At 33.0% G+C, this 13,198-nt stretch carries 14 protein-coding genes; 6 read left to right on the top strand and 8 right to left on the bottom strand.

Going from position 1 to position 13,198, the window contains the following annotated elements; all coding sequences use genetic code 11:
- Positions 1-1,782 (top strand): RagB/SusD family nutrient uptake outer membrane protein, encoded by a 1,782-nt coding sequence (locus ABJM36_RS05680; protein ID WP_348450075.1) that lies wholly within the window; start codon positions 1-3, stop codon positions 1,780-1,782.
- 339 nt (positions 1,783-2,121) lie between these two features.
- A complete protein-coding gene (locus ABJM36_RS05675) occupies positions 2,122-2,970 on the top strand; it encodes a prolyl oligopeptidase family serine peptidase (RefSeq protein WP_348450073.1) in 849 nt (282 codons plus the stop codon).
- 66 nt (positions 2,971-3,036) lie between these two features.
- On the opposite strand, the gene ABJM36_RS05670 is transcribed toward ABJM36_RS05675, so the two are convergent.
- From ABJM36_RS05670 to ABJM36_RS05640, 7 genes are all read right to left on the bottom strand, one after another.
- Positions 3,037-3,426, bottom strand: coding sequence for a hypothetical protein (locus ABJM36_RS05670; RefSeq protein ID WP_348450071.1), 390 nt, complete (start codon positions 3,424-3,426; stop codon positions 3,037-3,039).
- A gap of 55 nt (positions 3,427-3,481) precedes the next feature.
- The gene (locus ABJM36_RS05665; RefSeq protein ID WP_348450069.1) at positions 3,482-4,813 is read right to left on the bottom strand and encodes a DUF58 domain-containing protein; all 1,332 of its coding nucleotides are present in this window, start codon (positions 4,811-4,813) and stop codon (positions 3,482-3,484) included.
- A 122-nt stretch (positions 4,814-4,935) separates the two neighbouring features.
- Positions 4,936-5,295: a DUF805 domain-containing protein gene (locus ABJM36_RS05660; protein WP_348450067.1), complete on the bottom strand. Its 360-nt coding sequence runs from the start codon at positions 5,293-5,295 to the stop codon at positions 4,936-4,938.
- A 68-nt stretch (positions 5,296-5,363) separates the two neighbouring features.
- A complete protein-coding gene (locus ABJM36_RS05655; protein ID WP_348450065.1) occupies positions 5,364-6,434 on the bottom strand; it encodes a MoxR family ATPase in 1,071 nt (356 codons plus the stop codon).
- A 2-nt stretch (positions 6,435-6,436) separates the two neighbouring features.
- Entirely contained in the window at positions 6,437-7,642 is a 1,206-nt protein-coding gene (locus tag ABJM36_RS05650; RefSeq protein ID WP_348450063.1) for a DUF4350 domain-containing protein, read from the bottom strand.
- Positions 7,642-8,307, bottom strand: coding sequence for a hypothetical protein (locus ABJM36_RS05645; RefSeq protein WP_348450061.1), 666 nt, complete (start codon positions 8,305-8,307; stop codon positions 7,642-7,644). Before ABJM36_RS05645 ends, ABJM36_RS05650 begins: the two co-directional genes overlap by 1 nt.
- A 56-nt stretch (positions 8,308-8,363) precedes the next feature.
- The gene (locus ABJM36_RS05640; RefSeq protein WP_348450059.1) at positions 8,364-9,353 is read right to left on the bottom strand and encodes a stage II sporulation protein M; all 990 of its coding nucleotides are present in this window, start codon (positions 9,351-9,353) and stop codon (positions 8,364-8,366) included.
- 24 nt (positions 9,354-9,377) lie between these two features.
- Here ABJM36_RS05640 and ABJM36_RS05635 point away from each other — a divergent pair, with 24 nt between their 5' ends.
- Both ABJM36_RS05635 and ABJM36_RS05630 read left to right on the top strand, forming a co-directional pair.
- Entirely contained in the window at positions 9,378-10,097 is a 720-nt protein-coding gene (locus ABJM36_RS05635; RefSeq protein WP_348450057.1) for an RDD family protein, read from the top strand.
- A 158-nt stretch (positions 10,098-10,255) separates the two neighbouring features.
- Positions 10,256-10,864, top strand: a complete 609-nt coding sequence (locus ABJM36_RS05630; protein ID WP_348450055.1) for a trimeric intracellular cation channel family protein — start codon at positions 10,256-10,258, stop codon at positions 10,862-10,864.
- A 75-nt stretch (positions 10,865-10,939) separates the two neighbouring features.
- On the opposite strand, the gene ABJM36_RS05625 is transcribed toward ABJM36_RS05630, so the two are convergent.
- Positions 10,940-11,644, bottom strand: coding sequence for a peptidylprolyl isomerase (locus tag ABJM36_RS05625; protein ID WP_348450053.1), 705 nt, complete (start codon positions 11,642-11,644; stop codon positions 10,940-10,942).
- Positions 11,645-11,649: 5 nt separating this feature from the next.
- Between ABJM36_RS05625 and ABJM36_RS05620 the strand changes: the two genes are divergently transcribed.
- Both ABJM36_RS05620 and ABJM36_RS05615 read left to right on the top strand, forming a co-directional pair.
- Positions 11,650-12,291 carry a CoA pyrophosphatase gene (locus ABJM36_RS05620; RefSeq protein ID WP_348450051.1) on the top strand — a complete coding sequence of 214 codons (642 nt, stop codon included), beginning with the start codon at positions 11,650-11,652 and terminating at the stop codon, positions 12,289-12,291.
- A 78-nt stretch (positions 12,292-12,369) separates the two neighbouring features.
- Positions 12,370-13,167 (top strand): lysophospholipid acyltransferase family protein, encoded by a 798-nt coding sequence (locus ABJM36_RS05615; protein WP_348450049.1) that lies wholly within the window; start codon positions 12,370-12,372, stop codon positions 13,165-13,167.
- The last annotated feature ends 31 nt before the right edge of the window (positions 13,168-13,198 follow it).

Genomic DNA, 13,198 nt, shown 5'->3' with positions numbered 1-13,198 from the left:
ATGAAAAAGATATTATATATAATAGTACCATGCATAATGGTGTTTTTTACGTCTTGCGAAGACGAGTTTATAGATTTAACACCGCCAGCTTCAATTACAGATGATGTATATTACAATGAAGCAGAACACTTTTTAACGGGATCAAATAGGTTCTATTCCTATTTAATGGGATGGGGAGACCAAGGTATTTACTCGGATCACGGTTCGGATTTAGTTGGTTTTTTTGAAGGTGGCGATGCACAAGAATATGCTAGAGGCGAAACTCTAGCTCCAGTGGACGACGATTACTATACCGATGCCTACAGTTATATTCGTGATATAAATCTGTTATTAGATAGAGCAGAAGCATACAATGGCGAAGAAAGTATTGCAGAATATGTTGCAGCTTCTAAGTTTCATAGAGCTTATCAGTATTTCTTTTTAGTGCAACGTTTTGGTGGTGTTACTTTAGTAACATCTCCTTTAGATGTAAGCTCAGAAGAATTATCTGCTCCTCGAAATAGTAGATATGAGGTTGTTGCCCAAATTATTGCAGACTTAGATGATGCTATTAATGGCTTACCAAACGAAACAAGTATTGGAGGAGAAGACAAAGGTAAAATTAGTAAAGAAGCTGCAATGGCTTTTAAGGCAAAAGTTTTATTACATGAAGCTACCTGGATGAAATATGTAGGAACTACAACAGATGGAGATGGTGTAAGCTCTGGTGCAGGTAGTGCTGGGTTCGATGCTGCGAATATTACACCTTATTTAGAAGAAGTTGTAACGCTTACAAACTCTGTAATGAGTGCAGATTTTGAGTTATGGAATTACAACGACGTTCTTGATAATTTAAGTTCAAACTTCTTATTTAACCTAGAAGATGGAGGATCTAATCCTGGAGGATTAGATAAGGCAACAAATAAAGAGTATATTTTATATGGTAAGTACGATTTTACATTCAGACAGGCTAATACACTTGTAAGTCATGTTTACGAAGGTAGATTAAAGCCTAGTAGAAAAATGATGGATTTGTTTTTATGTGACGATGGGTTACCAATAGATCAATCTGTTAAATTCCAGGGGTATGCTAATACACCAGATGAGTTTCAAAATAGAGATTACAGAATGAGAGCTTATTTTACGTACCATAAAAACCTAGGTGAAATACCACAGAATGGAGATGTGACTTTAAGCGGAACAAATAATTTTGGTTACTTTAATTCAAAGTTTATGAGTTGGAATTGGAGCACAGAAGATGCTTACAGAGTAACAAAAACCGAATCTTATGATATTCCTTTAATACGTTTAGCAGAAGTATATTTAATGTATGCAGAAGCACTTTACGAATTAAATGGAAGTTTAACTGACAATCAAATGGATGAATCTATAAATCTAATTAAAGCTAGAGCTGGTTTACCGGCAATAAACAATGCTTTTTTAGGAGCTAATAATATGGATATCAAAACAGAGATTAGAAGAGAGCGAGCTATTGAATTATACGCTGAGGCTAATTCTAGATTTAGTGATTTAAAACGTTGGGGAATAGCAGAACAAGAATTAGGTGAAGCCGTTTATGGTGCCGTTATAGAAGGAACTATATACGAAGGTAATGACGAATTATACACTCCTGGTTCTTACAGTCATACTCCAGAAAGCACTATGACAGGAGTAGGTCTTAGAGAATGTTTGGTTGTTCAACCTGCCTCTACGCGTAACTTTAGTAGAGATAATTACTTATTCCCTTTACCAACTTCGCAAGTAGAGTTAGTTGACGAATTATTACAGAATCCTGGGTATTAAGATAATTGGATATTAATTTTTTTAGTTACCAAAACAGCTATAAGTTTTAAACTTATAGCTGTTTTTTTATAAGCTAGTTTTTGTAAACTAAAGCCTTAAATATTATGTCCAATTCTATTTCATCGGTATAAACTTCAAATTTTACTTTGGCAGATCTAAAGGAGCCAAAACTCATCAAATTATTTTATGCTGCACAGAATGTTTTCGGCAAACTATTTTAGCAACAAAAGAGTGTCTATTCAATGAACTACTTGACATTATAAAAAATTTCAGCTACTTTCGTTTCTTGTCCGTTATAGTCACAAAAACTATTTTTGTTTTTAGTCTTAAAACGATGTCATGTCTGAGGAAGCATTAGCACCTAAAAAAATAAGAAACACAATAATGAAACAAATATCAATACTAGTAGTCCTATTTTCAATTACAATTGCTTTCTCATCGTTTCATTATAAAGACGATAAAACATTCGGCGACTATAAAATGAAAGAATTTTCATTTCAAGGGCATGCAGCTAAAATTGTTTTTCCTAGTAAAAAGAACCAAGATAGCAACTGGATTTGGAGAGCAAGATTTTGGGGTACAGAACCGCAAGTAGATAAAGCCTTATTAGATAAAGGGTTTCACTTGGTTTATGTTGATGTCGCCAACTTATTTGGAAACCAAGAGGCTGTAGACCTGTGGGATGATTTTTATGCGTTTTGTACTTCTGAGTTCGGCCTAAATAAAAAGGTTGTTTTGGAAGGTATGAGCCGAGGCGGATTAATAGTCTATAATTGGGCCTCGCAAAACACAGACAAGGTTTTCTGCATTTATGCTGATGCTCCAGTGTGCGATATAAAAAGCTGGCCTGGTGGCCTATTTAACGGAAAAGGTAATGCTCTAGCTTGGAAGACTTGTTTAAATGCCTATAATCTAGATACGACTTCTGTTAAGACGTTTAAAAATATTCCAATAAACAACAGTGTACATCTGGCAAAAGCTGGCATTCCAGTTATTCATGTGTTCGGCGATATGGATGAAGCTGTACCTTATAAAGAAAACACAGCCTTGTTGGCAGAAAAATATAAAGAAGCAGGAGGTTATATAGAGCTAATAAAAAAAGAAGGCGTTGGACATCATCCACATAGTTTAGAAGATCCAAAACCTATTGTAGATTTTATATTGAAACATGTTGGATATAAAGAATAGCAATCAGTATTGTTATAAATAGTATGTCCCTAGTTTTAGGAAACTTGACACTATTATTGTTGCTTTTTATAAATCGCTCTTAGCTTCAATAACGTTTTGGAATGTTGGCGCGTTTTCGGTAATTTTACCTATGCCTTTTTTATTGATTTTTAAAGTGATATCTTTTGTTGTTGTAAATAAAAGCACAGACGAAAAATGGGTTTTAAGGTAAGGTTTTAAAAAAGTGAAAGCCTCATCGAGTGTGAGTTCGCTTTCTTCGTCTTCGGTTTCTCTTGATTGGTAACGTAATTTTACTAAAACTTTAAGGCTTTTATCGGAAGATAATGGTCTAACAAAGATATTTTTTAAGTTAGGTTTACCAATGGTTTTTGCTAAAGTTAATTTGGCAAAACGACCTTCTTGGTAACTTTCTTTTACTTGTTCCCAGAATTCAATAAAGGTTTCTTGATATGGCATAAACTTAGGTTTAATAAAATATTATTTTGAAGCCTCAAAAATAGCATTAAATATTTTATAATAAACCACGAGCCTTAATTTCTAAATATTTATTAATCGTGTCTATGGTCAAATTTTCCGGCGTAGTTAAAATGGAATAAATACCATATTTTTTTAACTCGGTTACAATAAGGCGTTTTTCGAAGGCAAATTTTTCGGCAATGACCTTATCGTAAACTTGCTCGATAGTTTCGGCTTTGTTGTTAATAAGGTTATTAAGCTCGGTGTTTTTAAAAAATACAACCACTAGTAAATGACTTTTTGAAATTGCTTTTAAATAGGGGAGTTGGCGCTCTAAACCATCTAAAGTTTCAAAATTAGTGTACATTAAAATAAGACTGCGTTGAGTGATGTGGCGTTTTATGCTGCCGTATAAACGGCTAAAATCGCTTTCAAAAAAGTCGGTTTTTACATTGTAAAGGGCTTCTGAAATGAGTTGCATTTGCGAACTACGTCTTTCGGCAACTACAACATTTTCAATACGTTTAGAGAATGAAAGCATTCCGGCTTTATCATGCTTTTTTAAAACCACATTACTCATTACTAAGGTTGCATTTATGGCGTAATCTAGAAGACTTAAGCCGTTAAATGGCATTTTCATAATACGGCCTTTGTCGATAATGGAGTAAACGGGTTGCGATTTTTCGTCTTGAAACTGATTGACCATAAGCTGGTTTTTCTTGGCCGTAGCTTTCCAGTTTATAGTGCGTAAATCGTCGCCTAAAACATAATCTTTAATTTGCTCAAACTCCATGGAATGGCCTAAGCGGCGTATTTTTTTTAAGCCGTATACTAATGAATTTTTATTGATGTTTAAAAGCTCGAACTTTTTTAATTGTTTAAAACTCGGGTAGGTTGGCACCATGGATCCGCTATTAAAAGTGAAGCGTTTAGCAACTAAATTTAATACAGATGAAGCGTAAACATTTAAATCGCCAAAGTAGTATTCGCCGCGTTCTGTTGGTTTTAAATGATACCGAATGGATCTTGTTTTACGGGATGAAACAGGTTCTTTAATTTTAAAATCTCTTATTTGAAATTGCTCGGGCACTTCATCAATTACTTCTAGATGAATAGTAAATGGATAATTGTTAGTAATATCAATATGAATCTGATTTTTATCCCCATTTGAGAACTTATCAGGAAGATTTCTTATGGCTTCAATTTTATTTTTTCCTATAAAAACAATTAGGAAGTCTATTATAAATAGTAAGATTAAAACTATAATGGATAATTGAGCAACATTAAACAAAATAGGAGTAAAATAACTTAATGCAAACAAAATTACAATGGCAATGCCAGCATAGAAAAAACGTGCTTGTATGTAGAATGGTTTGAATAGTTTCAAAATGTTTTTTTATTGTTTATAAGTTGTTACGCTGAGATTAGCCGTTACCCAACCGAATTGTGCCGTGGTTTTTTCGAATCTCAATTTCTCTTTACGTATCTCTGCGGTATATTTTTTTTATGTTATTCGTTATCGATTGGTTTTCCGATATCATTTATTTCGTCAAGATTACCAATACCTTTTGGGTTATTTCCATACTCATTTGGCCCTGTATCCCCATCTCCAAAAAGCATCCACAAGCCATAAAATGGTATAATTTGGTACCAACCGCTATTGCTTCTGTCATGGCATCTTTTTGTGCCTTGAGCTAAAAGAAACCATATTAATGGCACCCATATAACAAGAAGTAAAATTGAAAAGGATTCATTCATATTTGCAATAAGAGCTCCGCCCCCTAAATAGAGTAATAAATAGATTAAATAGCTTAATCCGTATTCTGTTCTTCTTATTCTGCCTTCAAATGAAAATGGGTTTTTAAACATATTGTTGAGTTTTAAATTTATATTTAATTGTTTATTTGCTTTGTACCGATTACTACAATTCTAAATTATTAACGTGGTATTTCAACCGTTTCAATAATTTGTTTGATAATTTGCTTGCTAGAAACACCTTCCATTTCGCGTTCTGGAGTTACAATTACTCTATGATGTAAAACAGGAATGGCCGCACGTTTAATATCTTCGGGAGTAACAAAGTCTCTGCCGCTCATAGCTGCAAATGCTTTACTTGATTTTAAAATGGCAATAGATGCTCTTGGCGATGCACCTAAATACAAAAATTGATTGCTTCTTGTGGCTACAATTAGTTGTGCAATGTATTTTAGTAAATGCGTTTCAACTAAAACTTGAGATACTAAATTTTGGTATTCTGTAATTTTTTGGGCTGTTAAAAAAGATTCTATTTTATCGGTTTTAACTCCGTCCTTTAACTCCTGTTCTCGAGATAAAATTTCAATTTCCTCTTCTAAATTAGGGTAGTCAACATCTATTTTAAATAGGAATCGGTCTAGTTGTGCTTCGGGCAATCTATAAGTGCCTTCTTGTTCTATAGGGTTTTGTGTTGCTAATACCATAAATGGAGAGTCTAACTTAAACTTATTACTATCAATCGTAATTTGCTGCTCTTCCATTACCTCGAATAAGGCGGCTTGGGTTTTTGCAGGTGCTCTATTAATTTCGTCTATAAGAATCATGTTAGAGAAAATAGGCCCTTTTTTAAATTCAAATTCAGAATTTTTAAGATTAAAAACCGAAGTGCCTAAAATATCACTCGGCATTAAATCGGGTGTAAATTGTATTCTGCTAAAGCCAACACTTAAAGACTTTGCCAATAATTTGGCGGTAACCGTTTTTGCAACACCAGGAACACCTTCTATTAGGGCGTGTCCATTGGCTAAAAGCGACGCAATAAGCATATCTACCATATCCTTTTGGCCAACTATAATTTTACCAACCTCCTGCTTTATTTTTTCAACATTTGCTTGTAGTTCCGATAGATCTAAGCGGTTTTTAAATTTTATATTTTCGTTTGCATTTAACACGCTATTATCGATGGATGATAATGCATCTTCAGGCTGAATTGGCGTATTTTGTGGTTCTAGTTGTTCGTGGTTCTCGTCCATAATTATTTGGTGTAAAATGCCTCAATGTGTCTGTTGAGCTGTATTAAATTTTCTTCAAAAAACTCATTTTTAGATCGCATTAAATTAATATAGTTTATTAACTTTTTAATGTCTTTTAATTTTTTACCTGTTTTAGCGGCTAGTTTTTCGGTGAATTGGTCATCTAAAACATCGGTGTTTAAATTTAAATCGTGACGGATTTTTTCTAAAAAGTACGTTATTTTTTTATCGATTAAATTTTTGTGGTCTTTGGTGTCAAAGTATAAATTAGAAACCGTTTTTACGAAGGCTACCGTTGTGTTTTGTAGTGGTTTAACTATTTTAATAATGCGTTGCCTGCGTTTAGCGTTAAAAATCATAAATAGTATCCCGAAAACTATAGCTGTATACCACGCCCATTTAAAGGATAATTGCTCTAAAAACCACCCTAGGTTCGATTCCTTTTCAACATCGCCATCGTAACCTGTTTGTATTTTGGTGTAAGAGTCAAAATACACATCATTATCTGGTAAATACGATAAAGCGCCTTCAATATATTGGTAGCGATCTTCTTTTAAAAGATGATAATTAGTAAATATTTTAGGCTCTAAATGCAGAAATATGGTGCCTTCTCCAAAGGGTACTTGTAAAAAGTTAGGGTGTTTGTAATCAATTTTGGAATGCCCTAATACGCTATGGTTTGTTGCATCGAATTCAGAAAAATATTGGTCACTTACATTTCTATCTAGCGTTATGTCTGCAATGTTTACATGTTTTAGCGATAAAAAAGAAATACTATCCTTTTCGTTTTCAATATATTTAACACTGACATTCAATGTGTCATGAATTTTTTGAGGAAAGTAATAATCTGAAAGAAATAGCGTGTTTCCTGCATCAACAAAACTTAGTAACTCATCAATAGAATCATCTTCTAAATAATCAGAATTTCCAATAAGAATATAACTCCCTTTGGCAACATGCTCACCATAACCACCTTCAGAATTGGCACTTAAATAACTTGAAGGTTGGTGGTAAACCGTTCTTACTTTATAACCTTTAAATAATTTAGGGAGCTCCTTATAAAGTACGCTAACACCATAAGGTTTGTTGCTTTTTTCATCAAAAGATTCTTCCCAATCCACTACTTTGGTGCGTTTAACCCCAATAACAATCGATGCTGAAATAACTAGCAAAACAAGAATAAGTATAACAGGTAGTATCTTTTTCATTAATTTACCTGTTTTAAAAAATCAGAGAAATTTTCTTTGGCCTTGTTGTATTTGTCTAGGTTTAGTGGGAATTCGCCATACCAAATGTAATTGTATAAATAAGAGGTGTATTCAAAATTTTTACTAAATGGTTTGTTTTTTACTTCGTTTAAATATTCGTTATTTGTTTTATCATCTTCAAATTTTATATGGTTTTTTAAGCTTAGTGTTTTTAAAACCAAAAGGTAATAGTACCGAATGGCAAGACGGTAATCATTATCGTTTTCGGCATGTTTTATTAATGTTTGAATGTCTGCGTTTTCAATATTTTCAGCTGTTATTTCGCTATAGGTGTTAAGGGCTTTTTTTCTCTTTGAAGTAAATAAACCTGTACCACCTTCGTTAAGTAAAATGTAGACTAAAAACACTACGGCAATAGCAATGGCTATGTAAAATAACCAAGAAATCGGACCCAGATTTAAGCTTAAAGCATCAGTGTTATTTTGCTCCTCTCTTTTAACATCTCCGTTTTTATAATCTTCATAGTCACCAGATCCGGATGGTGTTTTAGAAACTATTTCTGTGCCTTCATAATTATAATTACTACTGTTGTAACGGGTTTTAAAGTCGTTATCAAAAGTTCTTATATACTCTGGTGTTTGGGTAGGGTTTAATCCAAACGACACCTGAAAAACGTTAGTTGTAAGGCATAAAAAAAGAAAGATATGTAGGTGTTTTGTTTTCAAATATGCGACAAACTTAAATTTGGGGTTTTAGTAATTTGTTTTTGTATTTTAAAAGGATAAATTAAATAGTAGTAGCTAATACTACTAAGTGTAATTAAAATAATAGCAATCGATAACCAATGTGGCATAATGTTAGAATAGCGGGTTATAAAGCCCTCTAAAAAACCTGCAGCAAAAGTAAACGGAAAGGTGCTTATTAAAATTTTAATACCTGTTTTGGCGCCTAATTTAAAGGAGGTGTATCTAGAATGTGTTGCCGGAAATAAAATACTAGCACCTAAAATTAAACCCGCAGCACACTCCATAACAATGGCAAAAATCTCCATGGCGCCATGTATCCAAATACCACGAACACTTTCCCAAAGCACACCTTTATCGTAAAAGAAATACTGGAAAGAGCCCAACATTATACAGTTTTTAAACATAATATAAAGTGTACCAATGCCTAAAAACACGCCTAAAACAAAGGCGATTATACCAACTTTTAAATTATTTATGGTAATTCCAATAAAACTGCCCCAATTACTACCACTTTTATAAACAGCTACGGGATCGCCAGCTTCAATGTTTTCTAACGACATATTTACATAGTTATCGCCTAAAACAGACCGTACAAATTCACCATCATTAGCAGCCGAAATAGCACCAATAAAGGTAAATGCAGAAAAAATAATAAAAGCGATATAAATAAATTTTCGGTAATGATAGCAAATTAAAGGTACTTCGGTTTTCCAAAACGAAATAATCCTATAGGTATCTGTACTTTTTGTTTTGTAAATTTTCTGGTAGGCATTTGCCGAAAGCTGATTTAAATAGTCAATTACCTTGCTTTTAGGATAGTAAGTTTGCGCATAGGCCAAATCATTTATAACATGAATGTATTGCGAAGCCAGTTCATCGGGATTGTCAAAATCATTATTAACGATTGCTTTTTCAAAACTCAACCATTTTTCCTTATTTTGCTTGATAAATGCAACTTCTCTCATATATTTGATAAATTAAAATATAAAATGTCAGAGTTACAAATTAACACGACTCAAAATGTAAAAATAAGGTTCAATGCAGCAGGAGCCGGCGAACGCTTATTAGCTTTTATAATTGACATGTCTATTAAAATTGGCTATATGTTGATTTTAAATAGGACATTTGGTGCCTTCGACAGTATGGATCAATGGTCGAAAATAGCTATAAATACGGTGCTTAGTTTTCCTGTTATGTTTTATACCTTGGTTTTAGAATCCGTTTTACAAGGGCAAACCATTGGTAAGCGCCTTCTAAAAATAAGAGTGGTGAAAATTGATGGGTATCAAGCTTCATTTTCAGATTACGTGGTGCGTTGGTTTTTCAGAATTGTTGATGTCTATATTTTCGGACTCGGTTTTTTTGTTATGTTGTTCAATAAAAAAGCCCAACGTCTTGGTGATATGGCTGCCGGAACAGCGGTTATAGCACTAAAGAACAATGTAAATATAAGCCATACCATTCTGGAAAATTTAAAAGACAATTACAAACCAACATATCCAAACGTCATTAAATTGTCCGATAACGATGCTCGAATTATAAAAGAAACCTTTCAAGTGGCACGAAAAGCTAGAGATTATCCAACGTTAATTAAGCTGCGTCAAAAAATTATAGAAGTAGTAGGAATAAAAAATGTTATTCAGAACAACGATATGGAGTTTATTGATGTTATTTTAAAAGATTATAATTTTTATACCCAAAACATGTAATTAGTGAGCGCCTTTTTATTTTTAGGGAGTAACGACAAAGGACGGGTTTTATTTATCGGTTAATTTTATAAAATATTAATCAAAGATTAATTCCTAACGCAAACAATAATCATAATTAATTTAAGTAGAATCAAAATTTTAATACCCAATAAAAAGGAATGTTTTATACCATAGATATTTTAGGAACCATAGCTTTTGCTATTTCGGGCGTATTAATAGCTATAAATAAGCGCATGGATTTATTTGGTATTCTTATTATCGCATTTGTTACGGCCGTTGGAGGTGGGACCCTGCGCGATTTGTTAATAGGAAATACACCAGTGGGGTGGATGAAAGACATCACATATACGTATGTTATTTTAGGGGCCTCCGTTTTTGCAATTCTATTAAGAAGTAAAATTAATTATTTAAGGACCTCACTGTTTTTATTCGATACTATAGGTATTGGTTTATATACGTTAGTAGGTATAGAAAAAGGACTTAACGCAGGCTTGCATCCTGTAATATGTATAGCATTAGGTACTATGACAGCTAGTTTTGGAGGTGTAATTCGAGATATTCTATGTAATGAAATCCCAGTAATTTTCAGAAAAGAAATTTATGCAACCGCCTGTATTTTAGGCGGGGTTACTTATTTTGTTTTGCGAGAATTTCCAATACAGTACAATTATGTTTTTATAATAGCTGGAATTGTGGTTATAGTAACAAGGTTATTAGCTGTTAAATTTAAAATTGCATTGCCTAGAATTTATTCAGATAAAATGTGATTATTTCGTTGCAGATTAAGTACTCAAATAGTTTTTTTAACTTACACCTGCTGGCTTCAGCTTTCCGCTTTACCCTCAATCAATAATTTCAACATTTCTAATAAAAATATTTTTATCAGGCCAATCGCCATCATCGGTCTCAACAGCAGCAATTTTATCAACCACATTCATGCCGCGAATTACGTGCCCAAAAATAGTATAATCACCATCCAAATAGTGGGCGCCACCTTTTTGGCAGACAATAAAAAACTCATAAGGCGATGCTAATTTATGCGGATTTCTAATTTCACTACTTGGCATAGAAATAACACCTCGGTCATGCTTAAACCCGCGTTTAGTATCAGGTGGTAACAAGTATTTTCCAATATACGAACGCTTTCTAGCAGTTTTTATATCATCGCTATTTCCGGCTTGTATCATAAAATTATCTATAACACGATAAAACTGGGTGTCATTAAAATAGCCTTGTTTTGTTAACCAAATAAAGTTAGAACGATGAAATTTGGTTTCGTTATACAACAGAATATCAATTTCACCAAAATCTGTAGTTATACGTACTTTGTTTTCCTTATGGTGTTTGTCGTACTCCAAAAAGAATTCCATAGCGCTTTTAGAATTTAACTTTGGGAATTCGCGTTCCGGTTTTAGAACAGAATCCTTTTTAATTTTTTTTTCAATAGGTTTTTCAACCTCAGTTTTAGGTGTACTTTTCTTTTTAGTTTGTTTATCTTCACAATTGAGAAAAAGAACAAAAAAACAGAAAAATAATACGGCGCGCATAGACTATGAAGTTTGAAGAATTTTTAAAATCAGTTTCAAAAATAAAAAATATACCGCTACCAGCCGAAGCTTCTCACTTTAAAATGGTGCCACTGTTTCGGCAAGAATTATTAAAAAAACAAGAAAAAGCTATAAAAAAGGCCAAACAAGCGGGTGTTTTGGCACTGTTTTATCCCGATAGTTCTAAAGATACTAAGTTCGTTTTAATATTAAGGAACACCTATAAAGGCGTGCATTCGGCACAAATAGCATTCCCTGGTGGTAAATTAGAAAAGCAAGATGCCTCATTGCAAGATACTGCATTAAGAGAAGCTTACGAGGAAGTTGGTGTACATACGGAAACTGTTCAAATAGTTAAAAAAATATCTCAAGTTTATATTCCACCAAGCAATTTTTATGTGCATCCTTTTATAGGAGTTACTGAACATACACCGCGCTTTATTAAGCAAGATGATGAAGTTGAAGCTGTAATAGAGGTAGATTTAGAACATTTTTTAGATGACCGTGCGCTCATTTTAAATAAAGTGAAAACCTCTTATAGTGTTGAAGTTGAGGTGCCTGCATTTAAATTAAATGATTATATCGTTTGGGGTGCAACAGCAATGATGCTTAGTGAAATTAAAGACTTGCTAAAACAACTTTTGTAGTATCCTAGTTTTATTACATTTGCATTCTGAATATAAATTAAATTAAGTAACTTACTAACTAAACCTGAAGCACGATTTATGGGATTATTTAAAAAAAATCCATTCGGACATATATTGTTTTTAAAAAAATGGCTTATTAGAATCTTTGGCGCTTTAACACATAGACGTTTTAGAGGATTTAATGAGTTACAAATTGAAGGGTCTGAAATCATTAAAGATTTACCAGATACTAACGTTTTGTTTATTTCAAATCACCAGACTTATTTTGCCGATGTGGTATCTATGTTCCATGTGTTTAACGCGAGTTTAAGTGGTCGTACAGATTCTATTAAAAACTTGGGTTACATCTGGAATCCTAAATTAAATATTTACTACGTTGCTGCTAAAGAAACCATGAAAGCAGGATTGTTACCTAAAATTTTGGCTTACATGGGGTCGATAAGTATTGAGCGTACTTGGCGATCTGAAGGTAAGGACGTAAAGCGACAGGTTAAAATGAGTGATATTTCTAGTATTGGTAAAGCTCTTGATGATGGTTGGGTAATTACTTTTCCGCAAGGTACAACCACTCCGTTTAAGCCAGTAAGAAAAGGTACTGCTCATATTATTAAAAAATACCAACCTATTGTAGTTCCTATAGTAATTGATGGTTTTAGAAGGTCTTTTGATAAAAAAGGGTTACGAATTAAAAAGAAAAATATCCTACAATCTTTTGAAATAAAGAAGCCTTTAGAAATTGACTATGAGAATGAATCTTTTGATGATATTGTGAAAAAAATAGAATATGCTATAGAGCAACATCCTTCATTTTTAAAGGTAATTTCAAAGAAAGAATTGGAGGCACTAGAGGAATTAAATAAAAAAAGAGAGTGGTAAAACATTAAGTTTTTAATGTTTACACCTCAGG

Source organism: Algibacter sp. (assembly GCF_039977455.1).
Classification (GTDB): domain Bacteria; phylum Bacteroidota; class Bacteroidia; order Flavobacteriales; family Flavobacteriaceae; genus Algibacter_B.
Note: the sequence above shows the minus strand (reverse complement) of the source record. Positions and strands in the feature narration are given on the sequence as shown.

Excerpts from the sequence above, each read along its gene's own strand:
- ABJM36_RS05680 (WP_348450075.1), top strand. The coding sequence starts at position 1 with ATGAAAAAGATATTATATATAATAGTACCATGCATAATGGTGTTTTTT.
- ABJM36_RS05675 (WP_348450073.1), top strand. The coding sequence starts at position 2,122 with ATGTCTGAGGAAGCATTAGCACCTAAAAAAATAAGAAACACAATAATG.
- ABJM36_RS05670 (WP_348450071.1), bottom strand. The coding sequence starts at position 3,426 with ATGCCATATCAAGAAACCTTTATTGAATTCTGGGAACAAGTAAAAGAA.
- ABJM36_RS05660 (WP_348450067.1), bottom strand. The coding sequence starts at position 5,295 with ATGTTTAAAAACCCATTTTCATTTGAAGGCAGAATAAGAAGAACAGAA.
- ABJM36_RS05655 (WP_348450065.1), bottom strand. The coding sequence starts at position 6,434 with ATGGACGAGAACCACGAACAACTAGAACCACAAAATACGCCAATTCAG.
- ABJM36_RS05650 (WP_348450063.1), bottom strand. The coding sequence starts at position 7,642 with ATGAAAAAGATACTACCTGTTATACTTATTCTTGTTTTGCTAGTTATT.
- ABJM36_RS05640 (WP_348450059.1), bottom strand. The coding sequence starts at position 9,353 with ATGAGAGAAGTTGCATTTATCAAGCAAAATAAGGAAAAATGGTTGAGT.
- ABJM36_RS05635 (WP_348450057.1), top strand. The coding sequence starts at position 9,378 with ATGTCAGAGTTACAAATTAACACGACTCAAAATGTAAAAATAAGGTTC.
- ABJM36_RS05630 (WP_348450055.1), top strand. The coding sequence starts at position 10,256 with ATGTTTTATACCATAGATATTTTAGGAACCATAGCTTTTGCTATTTCG.
- ABJM36_RS05625 (WP_348450053.1), bottom strand. The coding sequence starts at position 11,644 with ATGCGCGCCGTATTATTTTTCTGTTTTTTTGTTCTTTTTCTCAATTGT.
- ABJM36_RS05620 (WP_348450051.1), top strand. The coding sequence starts at position 11,650 with ATGAAGTTTGAAGAATTTTTAAAATCAGTTTCAAAAATAAAAAATATA.
- ABJM36_RS05615 (WP_348450049.1), top strand. The coding sequence starts at position 12,370 with ATGGGATTATTTAAAAAAAATCCATTCGGACATATATTGTTTTTAAAA.